This window comes from Mesobacillus maritimus, assembly GCF_044803185.1.
Taxonomy (GTDB): Bacteria; Bacillota; Bacilli; order Bacillales; family Cytobacillaceae; genus Mesobacillus_B; species Mesobacillus_B maritimus_B.
On sequence record NZ_CP085225.1, the window covers coordinates 3,607,809 to 3,622,173 of the forward strand.

At 39.0% G+C, this 14,365-nt stretch carries 14 protein-coding genes; 5 read left to right on the forward strand and 9 right to left on the reverse strand.

Annotated elements, in window-relative coordinates:
- Nucleotides 1-12: 12 nt before the first annotated feature.
- Nucleotides 13-1,392, reverse strand: a complete 1,380-nt coding sequence (locus tag LG336_RS17390) for an MFS transporter (protein WP_404328743.1) — start codon at nt 1,390-1,392, stop codon at nt 13-15.
- 246 nt (nt 1,393-1,638) lie between these two features.
- On the opposite strand from LG336_RS17390, the gene LG336_RS17395 reads away from it, so the two are divergent.
- Nucleotides 1,639-2,190, forward strand: a complete 552-nt coding sequence (locus tag LG336_RS17395) for a GNAT family N-acetyltransferase (protein ID WP_404328744.1) — start codon at nt 1,639-1,641, stop codon at nt 2,188-2,190.
- Between the two features lie 159 nt (nt 2,191-2,349).
- On the opposite strand, the gene LG336_RS17400 is transcribed toward LG336_RS17395, so the two are convergent.
- Both LG336_RS17400 and LG336_RS17405 read right to left on the reverse strand, forming a co-directional pair.
- Nucleotides 2,350-2,724: a nucleotide excision repair endonuclease gene (locus LG336_RS17400; protein ID WP_404328745.1), complete on the reverse strand. Its 375-nt coding sequence runs from the start codon at nt 2,722-2,724 to the stop codon at nt 2,350-2,352.
- A 131-nt stretch (nt 2,725-2,855) separates the two neighbouring features.
- Nucleotides 2,856-6,062, reverse strand: a complete 3,207-nt coding sequence (locus tag LG336_RS17405) for an SNF2 helicase associated domain-containing protein (protein ID WP_404328746.1) — start codon at nt 6,060-6,062, stop codon at nt 2,856-2,858.
- Between the two features lie 288 nt (nt 6,063-6,350).
- On the opposite strand from LG336_RS17405, the gene LG336_RS17410 reads away from it, so the two are divergent.
- Together LG336_RS17410 and LG336_RS17415 are read left to right on the forward strand one after the other, a co-directional pair.
- Nucleotides 6,351-6,572 carry a hypothetical protein gene (locus tag LG336_RS17410; RefSeq protein WP_404328747.1) on the forward strand — a complete coding sequence of 74 codons (222 nt, stop codon included), beginning with the start codon at nt 6,351-6,353 and terminating at the stop codon, nt 6,570-6,572.
- Nucleotides 6,573-6,910: 338 nt separating this feature from the next.
- Nucleotides 6,911-7,051: a hypothetical protein gene (locus tag LG336_RS17415; protein WP_404328748.1), complete on the forward strand. Its 141-nt coding sequence runs from the start codon at nt 6,911-6,913 to the stop codon at nt 7,049-7,051.
- Between the two features lie 67 nt (nt 7,052-7,118).
- Here LG336_RS17415 and LG336_RS17420 read toward each other — a convergent pair whose 3' ends face one another.
- From LG336_RS17420 to LG336_RS17430, 3 genes are all read right to left on the reverse strand, one after another.
- The gene (locus tag LG336_RS17420; protein ID WP_404328749.1) at nt 7,119-8,180 is read right to left on the reverse strand and encodes an LLM class flavin-dependent oxidoreductase; all 1,062 of its coding nucleotides are present in this window, start codon (nt 8,178-8,180) and stop codon (nt 7,119-7,121) included.
- Between the two features lie 104 nt (nt 8,181-8,284).
- The gene (locus LG336_RS17425; protein ID WP_404328750.1) at nt 8,285-9,010 is read right to left on the reverse strand and encodes a gamma-glutamyl-gamma-aminobutyrate hydrolase family protein; all 726 of its coding nucleotides are present in this window, start codon (nt 9,008-9,010) and stop codon (nt 8,285-8,287) included.
- 134 nt (nt 9,011-9,144) lie between these two features.
- Entirely contained in the window at nt 9,145-9,546 is a 402-nt protein-coding gene (locus LG336_RS17430; protein WP_404328751.1) for a cytochrome-c oxidase, read from the reverse strand.
- A gap of 222 nt (nt 9,547-9,768) precedes the next feature.
- On the opposite strand from LG336_RS17430, the gene LG336_RS17435 reads away from it, so the two are divergent.
- Complete coding sequence (locus tag LG336_RS17435) at nt 9,769-10,416, forward strand: pentapeptide repeat-containing protein (RefSeq protein ID WP_404328752.1); 648 nt, start codon at nt 9,769-9,771, stop codon at nt 10,414-10,416.
- 88 nt (nt 10,417-10,504) lie between these two features.
- On the opposite strand, the gene LG336_RS17440 is transcribed toward LG336_RS17435, so the two are convergent.
- From LG336_RS17440 to wrbA, 3 genes are all read right to left on the reverse strand, one after another.
- A complete protein-coding gene (locus LG336_RS17440; protein WP_404328753.1) occupies nt 10,505-11,422 on the reverse strand; it encodes a cupin domain-containing protein in 918 nt (305 codons plus the stop codon).
- A 183-nt stretch (nt 11,423-11,605) separates the two neighbouring features.
- Nucleotides 11,606-12,637 carry a ribosome small subunit-dependent GTPase A gene (gene rsgA / locus LG336_RS17445; protein ID WP_404328754.1) on the reverse strand — a complete coding sequence of 344 codons (1,032 nt, stop codon included), beginning with the start codon at nt 12,635-12,637 and terminating at the stop codon, nt 11,606-11,608.
- A 278-nt stretch (nt 12,638-12,915) separates the two neighbouring features.
- Nucleotides 12,916-13,527, reverse strand: coding sequence for an NAD(P)H:quinone oxidoreductase (gene wrbA / locus LG336_RS17450; protein ID WP_404328755.1), 612 nt, complete (start codon nt 13,525-13,527; stop codon nt 12,916-12,918).
- A 200-nt stretch (nt 13,528-13,727) separates the two neighbouring features.
- On the opposite strand from wrbA, the gene LG336_RS17455 reads away from it, so the two are divergent.
- Complete coding sequence (locus LG336_RS17455) at nt 13,728-13,862, forward strand: hypothetical protein (protein ID WP_404328756.1); 135 nt, start codon at nt 13,728-13,730, stop codon at nt 13,860-13,862.
- Nucleotides 13,863-14,365: the final 503 nt, after the last annotated feature.

Consider the following 14,365-nt stretch of genomic DNA (forward strand, 5'->3'; position numbering starts at 1 on the left):
ATAATCTTAACCCTATTCGTTATTTTTAAATGCAAGGTAAAAATAACATCCGTTCATAATGGTCAGGAAGATTAAACCCAAGAAGACATTGCTATAGATAATCGCATTACCTTGTGCATTTGAAAAAGGATTGAGAACAACCGTACTCTCGTAATCTAATATTCTTCCAATAATCGCACTCCCGAAGGCCCCAGCCATAAAATTGAATAAATTATAAATTCCCATGCCTACCCCAATTTCATTTTTAGGCAATACAGTTGAGATGATTTCCGCCGTCGCTGTTTGAATAAAAGGAAAAGCAATATAGCTAATCACAACAATAATCCCAATCACCCAAGCTGGCGAGCCATTAAAGGTCGATAGTAATAGAAACCCGGTAATCATTAGCGTAAAAGCTAAAAAAACAATTTGCCTACTGCCGCGGTGATCTGTTAATATTCCAGCCCATTTCCCCATAAAAGCAGCAGCCATAGCACCTGGAAATAGTGTCAGTCCAATGAGAAGCGTCGTTAGTCCATTGATTTCACTTAACATCAGAGGCAGCATAAACATCAGACCAAACATTGTGATAATCGCCAGAAAGCCAGAGAAAATGGTTGTTCTGAAAGGCACGTTCCGAAACAAGCTAGGATGAATAAAGGGATTGTCACTCTTGAAAGTTCTCCAAGCAAATAAACTAAAGAAGACGCCGCTAATTAGGATAAACCACCAGTTAAATGTCGTAATTGAGAGGATAAGAGAAGCGGCTACGAATGCAATGAGGATCGCACCAAGAACATCCACTTTCCCTTCTTTTTTTTCCTCTCTTGGCATCCAAATCCGAAAAAACGGAATCGTAATGAACACAGTTGCCGAAATTAAAAATAAAAATTGCCAGTTCAATGCCCCTGCGACAAATCCACCAATGACAGGACCGATTCCTGAGGCAAAAGCCATTGTGCTCGAAACAATTCCTAATATCCGGCCTCTTTCTTCTGGAAAATATCTTGAAGGAACAATAAAAACGAGTGCGACAATTGATGAGGCCCCGGATGCTTGAATCAGCCGTGCTAGAATAACAAATAGATAGTTCGGAGCAAAGAAACCAACTATAGAACCCGTCGCAAACAAGCTAAGTCCAATCGTTAATAACGTTTTCAACGGATAGATATCTGCTAATTTGCCATACATTAATGCTCCAATTGCATAAATAATTATGTACCCTGTTACAACCCAGCTAACCTGTGAAGGCAAGAGAGAAAAGGATCTCGCAATGTCCGGAACAGCAATCATAAACATCGTTCCATTCATGACAGAAAACAATAACACAGAACAACTTAAGAAGATAATTTTTTTCTTTTCTGCACTGGTTAAATGGGCTTCACCACTAAGTTGTTCAGCAATCGTCCCCATTACACTCCCCCTCTCAAATAGCTTCCAGTCGTTATTACTATCATAAACTGGAAAATTGGGTAAATCCAGTCATTTCCTTTATGGACATCCTGACTCCAATACCATAACCTAAATATTCAGGCAGTAAAAGAAAAAAGTTGCAAATAAAAATATTCGTATGATAAAGGAATTCGCCTCATTCATATCGAAAGGAAGACCAATTGTTAATACGAATAAAGACCGATTTTTTGAAAGGAAGACTAGGATATGGAATTTCAAGTACTAAAAACAGAACGACTCGAATTGGTACAAGTATCAAAAAAACATACTGAAAGCTATTTTGACATCATGTCTCGAGATGAAGTGACAAAGTATTACGGAATGGACAGCCTGAAAACCATTGAAGATGCCGAAAGTATGATAGAGTCTATGCACAATACCTTTGAAAACAATAAAGGCATGCGTTGGGCGATCCTATTACAAAATACAGAGACCTTTGTTGGAACTGTTGGATTAAATAACCTTAATTTGCGGGGGAAAAAAGCTGAAATTGGCTATGAGTTGCACCCTTTATATTGGAATAAAGGGATTACCACTGAAGCCGTAAAAGAGGTCCTACGCTTTTCTTTTGAGGAGTTACAATTGTTTCGGTTGGGAGCTGTCACTTACCCGCAGAACGAACCATCCATATACTTGTTACAGCGCTTAGGTTTTAAAAATGAAGGTCTGCTTAGAGGCTACCTTTATCAAAACCAGCAAAATCACGATGCCTGCGCCTTTTCATTACTAAGAACGGAGTGGAAGCAAGCGTCTCGCTAACCATCACACCCCACTGTTGCCTGCAACAGTGGGTGTTTACTAAAAGCTGTTTCCTCTTAAAAGTAAAGAATGTGAGGCAAATTTAGGGTAACAAAAAAGAAGCCCTCCTCAACTCAATTCATTGAGGATTGGCTTCCCCTTTACTTAAATCGTTCCTTCTTATCGAAAGAACACTTTGTCTACATTATACTTCGCCTGAAGTTTGTTGATAATATACGTTTCATAAATTTCTCTATCCATCGGGTCGTCTACGATACATACCTCAATTTTATAGACTTCATCTCGGTGGGATTTGATTGGTGATACATTGTCTTCAAAATGCTTTTTAATTCTTTGACGCAGCTTACGTGCCTTCCCAACAAAAAGAAGCTCATCATTTATATTGTAAAATAAGAAAATGCCACCCTTATCTCGTGGAATCAAATGAAAATCAATGAAGCCATAAATAGGCTTAATTTCTGGCTGTTCTTCTGTTCGTTGTTGTTGTCTCTCAGTAATCGTAAGATCTGGTGTAGGTATTTCAATTTTAATCATGTTTTTTCACATCCTTTGATAAGTTACATAGTAGCATATTAATTGAATGAATCATATAATCATTTTATTTTCCCACAATATTTTTAAATTAAACAACTACTAAGAAGCTTTCGTTAAGCATACCTCTTTTCCTAAAGATTTAAAATCTCCCGAATATCTTCTTCGCTAAGAGTTGAGTTGGCTTTTTCTTGTGAGCCAATAATCTCATCAATCATATGTCGCTTCTTCTCTTGTAGTTCATTCATCTTCTCTTCAATTGTTCCCCGTGCTACTAATTTAATAACCTGCACGGTATTAGACTGCCCCATTCGGTGGGCTCGGTCTGCCGCTTGCTCCTCAACTGCCGGATTCCACCATAAGTCATAAAGAATAACAGTATCTGCCCCCGTCAGGTTAAGACCTGTTCCCCCTGCTTTTAGGGAAATAAGGAAAAAGTCCCGACCGCCAGCATTGAATTGATTACAAATGTTCACTCGTTCTTCAGACGGCGTTTGACCATCAAGATAGTAAAAAGGCAAGCCACGAATCGCTAACTCACGGCCAATTAGCTCAAGCATTTTCGTAAACTGTGAGAAAATTAATACGCGACGTCCTGAGTGCTTGGATTCTTCAACGATTTGCATCAGCTGTTCAAACTTCGCTGAGCTTCCCTTATAGCCATCGACAAACAAACCGGGATGACAACAAATTTGCCTAAGCCTTGTCAAACCAGCAAGGATTCTTATCTTATTTTTACGGAGTGTATCCTTGTCTAAATGTTTTAAGGTGTCATGTCGAAGCTTTGCCAAATACGCAGCATAAAGTTGTTTCTGTTCTGGCAAAAGCTCTGCCGATTCCATCGACTCGATTTTTTCCGGAAGCTCAGAAAGAACATCCTCCTTCACCCGTCGCAGCATAAACGGTTGAATCCTCCGTGAAATCGTCGCTCTCGAAAGATGACTGTACTCTCTCAATCCCTGGAAAAGCTCTGGAAACACGACATGAAAGATGGACCAAAGTTCCTCAATTGAATTTTCCACTGGCGTACCTGTAAGTGCGAAACGATGATTGGCTTGAATTTTCTTGACCGCTCGCGCTGTTTGCGTCAAAGGATTTTTAAAGGCTTGTGCCTCATCAAAGAACACAGAATGAAAGACTTGCTTTTCAAACCAGATCAAATCTATTCGTAGCAACGGATATGAGGTAATCACTACGTCCATATCGTTCATTTCCTTCTGAAGTTCAGATCGTTCCTTCTGAGTCCCATCTATTACAATGGCCTGCAGCTCTGGAGCAAAATTCATAAACTCACTTAACCAGTTATACGTTAAAGCCGTAGGGCAAACAACCAATACTGGTAGCCTCTTAGCTCGAACTTCTTCAAGCACGGAAACAATATAGGCAATTGCCTGCACGGTTTTGCCGAGCCCCATATCATCCGCAAGAATGCCTCCAAAGTTATAGCTGGCAAGGGTTTTCATCCATTTGTAGCCATGGACTTGATAGTCCCTTAGGATTGGCACTAACCTATTCGGCACCTCGAACTCCAATTGTTCTGGATGGTGAATTTTGTCAAGAAACTGATAGAAAGACTCCTCATAGTCGAAGGCACCACTTTCGTTTATCGAGTCTAAAAGCTGAAGACCTCGGACGATAGGTAAATTAAATTCTCTTTCGTAATCCTCCGTTTGTTCAGGAAGAGCCTTCAGAAAACGTTCAATTTCTTGAAATTCTTTTGTCTCTAACGAGAGGAGCGAGCCATTTCGCAAACGGTAATACTTGCGTTTTTCTTCCAAAGCTTGAAGAATTTCGCGGATATCATTTTCGGGAATACCGTCCATTTTAAACTTAAATTCGAGCCAATTGGTTCGTTCTTTTTTTATTTTCACGCTAATTTTTGGAGCAACCGTTCCACGAAAAACTCGATTTCTCACAGCCGTGGTGGCGTAAATTTGAACAAGCTTTTGAAGTTTTGGAACAATATGAGTTAAAAACTCGTATTCTAGCTGGTCATTATGTAGAAAATAACCGCTTTCTGTCTGAGCAAATGAGCTCTCCTCCATCAAACTAAGAATTTGATTTTCCTTTTCCTCATCTCTTATCAAAATTGTTGCTGCATGAGCCTCCCGTTCATCCAAAGGGTTAAATACAATCTTTTCATAATGAAACTCGAGCCCGGCAAGCAATCGATTGTTCACGCGATCGAGGTAGAGCTTTGCTACAAGTGGCGTCTGGATAAACTCCTTCGTAAATGCTATCGGTATATGAACAGCACCTATCTTCCTTAAACCTGGAACAACTTTTTCCATAAAAAAGCCAAGCTGATTTTTAGCTAGTGGGAGGTAGTTCCTTCCGGAAGCATCAATCATTTGAGTTAATTCAGTAAGCCTGTGAAAGTCATCCCGAGTCAACTCAAATAATTTTCCATCAGCAATAATCGAATGGTAAGGTTTTAACACAACGATGCTTGTCAGACCCTTTACATGCAAGTGAAAACGATCCTTCTCACTCTTTTCTACCGCAAAATCTAATGGGAGTGGTCCATTCGCAAGCTGCAGCCCTTCTACAGTTTTACCATCATACTCTAGATGGACAGAAGGAGCTTTTGTCAGCAACGGCACCATTTGATTCCAAGCCGAAGGTGGTAAGATCAGAATTTCATCTTCTTCGTTCGATATGTTTTCTTCTGATGCTGCTAAAACCTTCTTATCCTGAATCACTTCTATCAATTGTTGTAGAATGCTATCATGCTCTTTTAAAAAACAATGTTGTGTAGGGTCATAGAGAAATGAAGCGTTTATTTTTTCAGGCTTCCCTTCTGCGATGTTCAATAATAATGAGCGTAATTGTTTGACTATCATTCCACCAATTTTGAGTGAAATCCCCATCATCGATTGGCCATTTTCTTCTGTAACAGGCTTAAAGATTAACTGGACTGCAAGAACTTCTCTGTTTTCAAAATGAAGCTGATGAACACTTTTTCGTTTAGACTGATCGTCAAATAAGGTGAGAAAGCTTTCAGTAATTTCGGGTTCCGGTTTAGTGTCCGCTTTCGGTAGACTTTCATTAGATGTTTCTCTTCGCTGCTCGTAAATTGAAATTAAAACGGCGGCGATATGCTGGCAATCCTTTTGAAAGGATGATAATTTCGGACAGCTACAGGATGTATGAAGTCTTCCATCTTCCTGCTTCTCGATTGTGACCTGAAAGTCCTCTACTCCTTTAACTATTGCTTTGCATAGAGTTAAACTATGTTCTTTAAATACAACATGATTCCCACGATAAAAAGCGTCCCCTCTTTTGAAGGAGACGGTCCCACATTTCTCTTTTATCATTTTATGACTTAATTTTACATTCAAAAAGACTCGCTCCTTCCTTTAAGATGACGCATCATACTGCTTAAATATATGGACAGCTGAATTAGCTCATACTCGATTGTACCATATTCGTTAAAAACATGGTCAATGAACAACACCAGCTAGCGGCTGATAATCACTTCCATCCATCAGCTGTTTTTAGTAAGTTAAAGGCGAAAAAACAATGTTTTTATTTTTAATTTGGTCTAAATTTTCTCCTCATCCTATAGTTTTATAGAAGGATGCCTAATGGGCATGAACACATATTTTATGGAACAGGTGGGGTCCAACATGTTTGTTATTTCTTTTATTGAAAACAGAACAGTTTTACTGTGTCAGTTTCGTAAGCAAGCACCCTCAGAAGGTGATGCGATATCCATTAAAGGCCGTAAAGGGAAGGTTGTTACTGTTGAAAGTGTGGATGATAAGCATATCCATGTTCAAGTTGCATTAAAAACCATTGATAAGACGAAGCTTGCTGCTCTAGACAATTCAAAGAAGAAAAAAAAATAGTGGTAGAATAAAAAAACGCCTATTGGCGTTTTTTCTTTTAATGCATTTGATCTTCCTGTTTGTTAGTAGGTTCATCATCCACCACAAGATCCAAGAGGTTGTTGCTTAAGCTCTCTAATGACGCAAAAAAGCCTTGTGGTTGTTCATTCGTTTCGTCATTATGATAACGATTTTTATCCTGCTTTTCCAGTTTTCTCACCTCCTAAATTAGTGTGTACATCTATTTCCTTTTTATGAAATCGCCCTCTGCAAAGGTATTTAATAATAAGTTTTTTTAACCTTTTGGATTCTAACAAATGGTACAATTCTCATAAACAAGCAATTTAGGGGTGGAGTACATGCTTATTTTCATCACGGTAATCCTTATCATTTTTATGTTCGATTTCACGAAACTTAGGAAGCAAAATGACAGAATCATTGAGCAGAATGAAAAAGTGATTTCCTTATTAGAGGAAATTAAAGAAAAGAAATGTACATAAAACAAAAACACGAGCGATCATTCTCAAATCGCTCGTGTTTCTCATTTTAATTGTCTAAAGCTCGAAGCTACTCTTTGCCTTCACCACTAGCTTCCCACTTTGCTATTTCCTCGCGGACCATCGGAGCCACGTCTTTTCCTAAAAGTTCAATCGCACGCATCACCTCATCATGCGGCATGGTGCCAACTGGGACATGAAGCATAAAACGGGTAATGCCAACGTTCTTTCGTAGATAAATAATTTTGTCCGCAACCGTCTTTGGATCTCCTACGTATAAAGCACCTTCAAAGCTACGCGCAAAATCAAAGCTAGAGCGATCATAAGGTCCCCATCCACGTTCTCTTCCCAACTTGTTCATCGCCTGTTGTGTCGAAGGAAAGAATTTATCTGCCGCATCCTCAGTAGTCTCAGCAACAAAACCATGGGAATGCGAGGCTACTGTCAATTTCGAGACGTCATGACCTGCTTTAGCAGCGGCCCTCTTATAGAGTCGCACTAGTGGCTCAAAATGTATTGGTCGACCGCCAATAATCGCGAGAACCAACGGCAACCCAAGGAGCCCCGCCCGTACGACTGATTGAGAGTTTCCACCACTGCCAATCCAAACAGGCAATGGATTTTGAACCGGGCGTGGGTAGACACCAAGATTTTGAATACCGGGACGATGACCCCCTTTCCAAGTGACTTTTTCGGATTCTGTTATTTTAAGAAGCAGGTCCAATTTCTCTTCAAACAAGTCGTCATAGTCGTTCAAATCAAAGCCAAACAAAGGAAACGATTCGATAAATGAACCTCGCCCTGCCATGATTTCCGCACGACCATTTGATATCGCATCCAAAGTGCTAAAATCCTGAAACACACGAACCGGGTCGGCAGAAGAAAGGACGGTAACCGCACTCGTTAACCGAATTTTTTTCGTTTGTGACGCCGCTGCTGCAAGGATAACAGCTGGGGCAGAAGCCGCGTAATCCTCACGATGATGCTCCCCGACACCAAACACGTCCAAGCCTACTTGATCAGCTAAAACAATTTCTTCCACGACTTCCCGAATTCGTTGCGCATGACTAATGACCTCACCCGTTTTTACATCCGGCGTAGTCTCGACAAATGTACTTAACCCTATCTCCATCTTATGTACCTCCTATTTGTTTTCAGGTCCAAAGTTAATCATCATAACTCGACATTCGAATTCACTCTTTTTAAAAGCAATTTCCTATCTTTAACATTACTAAATTAAACCGAAACTTTTCTACATTGGTCAACGAAGGTACTAAAAAGCCTGAAACTATGATCATCCAGGTGATAATTAAACTCTGGGTGCCACTGCACAGCAAAAACAAAGGTTTTACCTGGCATATAAACAGCTTCTGTCAAACCATCTACCGCTTGTGCCACCGCTCTTAATTGCTCTGAAAGCTTTTTAATTCCTTGATGATGGTAGCTATTCACCATTAAAGAATTCGATTTTACAATTTCATAAAGTGCATTTCCTTCTTCTATGTAAACCGGATGAGCAGGTACTGTATAAGGTGGCTGTTGCTTGTGAAAGACTTGTTGCTCTGAATGGAACTGAGTCGGTATGTCTTGATAAAGAGTACCGCCTAATAAGCTATTAAACAATTGAACACCACGACATATTCCAAAAGCAGGTTTGTCTAGTTCTACTACTAGTTTAAAGAGATGCTCTTCCATTAGGTCCCTTTCCGCACATAGCTCCCCGCAGAAGCTTTCAATTTTCTCACCATATAAATTCGGATTCAAATCCTGGCCTCCTGTAAAAAGAAAACCATCAAACGATTCAGCTAATGACTGAATCACCGCATGGTCAGTCGTTAACGGCAGCATAACGGGAATTCCCCCGGCAGCTTCGACTCCTTTCATGTATCCTGGTAACATCCAATAGCTTTCTTTTTCAGCATCATATAATGGTAATACACCTATTAATGGTTTCCTCATCATCTTCTCCTCAACTACTTATTAGATCCCGATAGAAATAGTCTATCAAATATGTACTCTGATGAGAACAATACCGTTTCACGCTTCCTCCAAATAAAAAGAACTTCCCTAGAAGAAAGTCCCTTTTACTATCCGAATTATGCATGTAAATCCTTATTTGAACTTTGAATTGAGCTTGTGTTCAATGTTTTAAAGATATTAATCGTGAAGATAATTGTACCGATGACAACAGCTAATGAACCAACAATCATAATAGGTACACCGACCGTAATGCCAAATGACTCACAAAACAACCCGATCATCATAACTGGGAGCCCGATGTTATGAAGCCAAAAGTGAATTTTAGCTAGCTGTGTTTTAGCCGCTAATGCATAAATGGAGTAAATAACACCAAATAGGGCTGTCGAAACCCATCCCAATAAATTCACATGAGCGTGGAGAGAAGTCAACCTAAAGTCATGTATGATTCCCATTGTCATCCCAAGTAACACTCCGATTGAAAAATAGACCGCTGCAATTTTAATAAATGTTTTTCCCACTTCTTCCCCTACTTACTTCTTATGTAACTGTAATGCTACCTAATAGATTATAAATTAAATTCTAATATTGTAATAGGGAAAATGCTATTTTATTGTAATTTATTTGCAAATATTGGGTAAAAAACAAGAAAATAGAACTATATAATCTCTATATCATTCGCCCCAGCTTTTATGTTACCTTTACATTAGCATGACATTCTAAACTTAAAGGTGAAGATCACTGTGGCACAAAAAATAAAAATAGAAAAACCTAAGGTTTCCGAAAACTTACCTAAGGCCAACTTTCAAGATATTTTCGATCAGGAGGAACCCTTTTTACATACTTGCATCATTGCCAATTGTACAATCGACAGAGTTGATATCGATAAACTAGATTTTACTCAGGTTGTCTTTCAAAATGTTAGCTTTAGCGAGGTCTCGTTCAGAAACATCGAGTTAACTGACGTAGTTTTCGAACACTGCGATTTGTCTAATTGTGATTTAATGAGGGCTAGCATCCACCGAGTTGAATTTATAAATTCCAAACTATTAGGGGTGAATCTGACGGAGTCCCATATTGGGAATGTTCTATTTCAGAATTGCAACTTGAATTTAAGTTCTTTCGGTTATGGAAGTTTAAAACAAGTTAGATTTGAAGAGAGTTCGCTAATAAATGCGGATTTTTACGAATGCCGATTTAATAAAATAAAATTTGAACGGTGCGACTTAGATGAAGTTAACTTTACCCGTACCCCACTCAAAGGAACAGATATTAGTACTTCCACTTTTCAAGCTCTAAGTGTCGGCCTAGAAGATTTACCTGGTTGCGAAGTTTCTCCACAACAAGCAATCGGTTTTGCAGCTTTGTTGGGATTGAAAATTAAGGAATAACTCCCCCTAAAGCTCATCACACATAAAAATAAGGATGAAAAAAGCAACCAAGCTTTTTCATCCTTGTACAGATTTATTTCCGATTTTCCTAGTGATGGTTTTCTTCAGCTTCCATTGCCTCTGCTTTCGTTTCATGAACGGTTCCAAACGGATGCTGAGGAGGGGCATAGATAGAGTACAATTTAAGTGGTACATTCCCAGTATTGGTTAGGTTATGCCATTTGCCTGCTGGAATGACGATGGCATAGTCATCATATACATTTTCTTGGAAATCTAATTGTTCTTTGCTATCCCCCATTTGAACAACACCTTGACCTTGTTCTACCCTTAAAAATTGATCGAGGTCTGGATGAATTTCTAAGCCAATGTCTTCTCCAACATCGATACTCATGAGTGTTACTTGTAAATGATCTCCTGTCCATAAGGCAGTACGAAACGTATCATTTTGTTTAGTCGCCTCATCAATATTGATGACAAATGGATTTGGTCCATAATCTTTTAGTTTCTGCCCACCGCCCTCTTGAAACCCTTCAAATCGTGTAGCAATCTCCTCTTCTTCTAGAAAAGCCCATGATAATACACTTCGAACTTGTGGATTTTGAGTAAGAAAATAACTCTTCCAATATTCCTGAGAACCTTCTACCTCTGCTTCATAAGCTTTTTGAAGCCCATCATGATAATTTTTAATACTAGGTTTATCGATTTGGTATACAGGTTGCCTCCCAGTGAGCGCGATATATAAGTCGGTAAATTGTTTCAAACGGGCATTTTTGTTTACTAATTCATGTTGAATGGTATTTTTATGATTCCGATTTGGTGCAATATAAAATAATTGACTATAAATGTCGATGGCAGAAGCTTCTCTTTTCATTCCCGCAAGCAGCGCTTCAAGTGCCTCTTGTTCCAATCCCAGGGAGGTTCTTGCCATATAATTTGAGCTATAACCCTGTGTATTAACATTCATATATGGATAATCGATTAGGTTGGTTCTAGGATTATGATACATATTGGTCATTCCCTTCAAAGAATTTTCAACTTATCATATGCCTATGTTTTCGGAGTGTACTTTGTTCGTTTTGTAATTCCTGTTAATAACCCTCATATTCCCATAATATTTTACTGCTCCTAAAAAACAACAAAGACGAATTCATAAGCGAATTCGTCTTAACAGAGTCATTTCCTATTTCTCTTATTTCTTTTTCTTGCGAATTTCCCTTCCTTGAAGTCGCGCCGCGTGATGGGTCCCATACTTGTCTTTGAGATCAAGGAACTTTGTTTCACGTTGTAACTTTTGATAACTATTATATCTTTCTATAGAAAGTTGATTATTTTCTATGGCCTGTTTAATCGCGCACCCTGGTTCTCGATTATGTTGACAATCTCGAAACTTGCACGCTTGACCTATACCTAAAATATCTTGAAAAGTCTCGTTCGTAGACTCTTCACCCGACCATAACTGGAGCTCCCTCATGCCTGGTGTATCGATGATGACTCCCCCCTTGGGTAAAAGAAAGAGCTCTCGATGGGTGGTGGTGTGCCTTCCCTTTGCATCCGCGTCACGAATTCCTTGTGTTTTTTGAATATCTTCTCCCATTAAGCGGTTAATCAATGTCGATTTCCCAACACCCGAAGACCCAATCAGTGCCCCTGTTTTCCCTACTGAAAGATGTGCTTTAATCGGTTCCATACTATCACTAAGTGTATCCACCACAATTATCGGTACACCCCAGGCGATTTTCTCAACAGCTTTCACCTTTGCTTCGACATCCTCACATAAATCTCGCTTCGTCAAGATCAAGATAGGGGTTGCTCCACTTTCATATACCTGGATTAAATAACGTTCCATCCTTCTCAGGTTAAATTCATTTAATCCATTTACTAAAAAAACAATATCTACATTCGCCGCCATAAGCTGCTCTTCTTTCTTTTCTCCTGCTCCATGACGTGATAAAAGACTTTTGCGTTCCAAAACCTTATGAATGGTTCCTTTTCCGTCGGCAATTAGCGGTTCAAATAAAACCCAATCTCCGACACAAGGAAAGTCCCTAGGCTCTTCTGCAAGATGATAAAATTTTCCAGAACACTGGGATTGAAATTCACCTTGAGGTGAAAGAATTTTATAAATACCATTGGAATGGGTTGCAATGCGCCCCATTGCGTATTTTGCATGAATATCATGCTCAAAAATCGATTGATAACCTAACTTTTCTAGTTCGTACAAATGTTTTCCTCCTTATTGGTAGGAGGATTCAACAATGATCTAACGTAAATCCCCCTCATTTTGATGAATGAAACATTTAATATGACTACGGAGAATCATTTTCATAAAACATCACGCTCCTTATTAATCAGTTATCTAAATATTACATATTCTTTTGAGGATGTAAATCCTTTGTAAAAAAATTGAGTGACAATTTAAGGCGAAAAGGTTTCCCTCTGTAAAATAAAAAGGATAAAACCATAACAGTTTTATCCCTAGTAAGCCTCCTTTATTTCAGATCATTGTGACCCTTTCTTTACCCATTCTGCAACTGTCACGGTGCGCTTGGCTTGATGTTTAACAGTTGCTTCTACATCTTCTATCATCTTTCCGTCCTGACCTACTGTCACACTTGTTCCATATGGATTTCCTCCAGAACCAAAGATCACTGGGTCCGTATAACCAGGGGTTGCGATAATCGCACCCCAATGCATCATCGATGTATATAAGGACAACAGTGTTGCTTCCTGACCACCGTGTGGATTCTGTGCAGATGTCATGGCACTTACTACTTTGTTAATTGTTTTTCCACTTGCCCATAATCCACCCTGGATATCAAGGAATTGTTTCATTTGGGATGGCATGTTTCCAAATCGTGTAGGGACACTAAAGATGATGGCATCTGCCCACTCAAGATCGTCTGAGGTTGCGATTGGTACATCTTTTGTTGCTTCTACCGTTGCTTTCCACACTTCATTTCGATCAATGATTGATTGTGGTGCTAATTCTTCTACTTTTAATACCTTAACTTCAGCACCCGCTTCTTTTGCACCTGCTTCCGCCCATTGAGCTAGTTGATAGTTTGTTCCACCCATGCTGTAAAAGATTACAGCTAATTTTACATTAGACATTTGTCATTCTCCTTTTAGATTACTCTCAAAATAAAAAAAATTGGATAATAAACCCATTTATTATCACATCCTATTGTTTCTTATCTTTTCTTTTACTATGCATTGGAACCATATTTTTTAAAATGGTGTGATTTAAATCTAAACCAAAGAATAATCCCCCTTAGTAGTTTTCATAATAGAATGAAGGTATGTGATAATTAATGTCAAAGGATATTATTATTGAGGAATTAAACACATTGCTTAGAGGAACCTACATGGGGATTAGATCGCTTGAACACTATATTCAAAAGACCGACAATCAAGAGTTAAAACATTCCTTTCAGGCGATGCAGTAGACAAGCAAACTTAATACTCAAAGATTAGCTGAGCGGATTCAAAACCTAGGCGGGGTACCTGCAGACGACGAAGGGTTTTCTGGGTCAATACATAGCTTTATGCACAAAGTCATGACACCAGATAACCCAACCGAAATGATTGATGACGCCCTACACGGGGTAGTTAACTATGGAGTTCAATATTCAGAGGAGCTTGTTAAGGGGGATTTGGATTCCGACAGCCGACAATAAGTTAAGGAAGTTATTGATGCAAATAAAAAACATGCCGAACAACTAAGACAGTTGCTCAAATAACGGGATAAATACGTTAACACGACAGAACCTTTTCAGTGGTAAACGAACGCTTAGATCGTCTCTGAGCGTTTTTTTATGTCTATAGGTTAGGATGAACTCTCTTTTCAAAGTACTATGCCAATCCACATCCTAACTTTCAAATCCCTTCTAACTCACTTCCTTTAATTTATGCATATATTTTCTATCTCCATCAAATCATAATACTTGTA

Coding starts and splice junctions, on each gene's coding strand:
- LG336_RS17410 (WP_404328747.1), top strand. CDS start 6,351: ATGTTTGTTATTTCTTTTATTGAAAACAGAACAGTTTTACTGTGTCAG.
- LG336_RS17420 (WP_404328749.1), bottom strand. CDS start 8,180: ATGGAGATAGGGTTAAGTACATTTGTCGAGACTACGCCGGATGTAAAA.
- LG336_RS17455 (WP_404328756.1), top strand. CDS start 13,728: ATGTCAAAGGATATTATTATTGAGGAATTAAACACATTGCTTAGAGGA.
- LG336_RS17400 (WP_404328745.1), bottom strand. CDS start 2,724: ATGATTAAAATTGAAATACCTACACCAGATCTTACGATTACTGAGAGA.
- LG336_RS17440 (WP_404328753.1), bottom strand. CDS start 11,422: ATGTATCATAATCCTAGAACCAACCTAATCGATTATCCATATATGAAT.
- wrbA (WP_404328755.1), bottom strand. CDS start 13,527: ATGTCTAATGTAAAATTAGCTGTAATCTTTTACAGCATGGGTGGAACA.
- LG336_RS17390 (WP_404328743.1), bottom strand. CDS start 1,392: ATGGGGACGATTGCTGAACAACTTAGTGGTGAAGCCCATTTAACCAGT.
- LG336_RS17425 (WP_404328750.1), bottom strand. CDS start 9,010: ATGATGAGGAAACCATTAATAGGTGTATTACCATTATATGATGCTGAA.
- LG336_RS17415 (WP_404328748.1), top strand. CDS start 6,911: ATGCTTATTTTCATCACGGTAATCCTTATCATTTTTATGTTCGATTTC.
- LG336_RS17395 (WP_404328744.1), top strand. CDS start 1,639: ATGGAATTTCAAGTACTAAAAACAGAACGACTCGAATTGGTACAAGTA.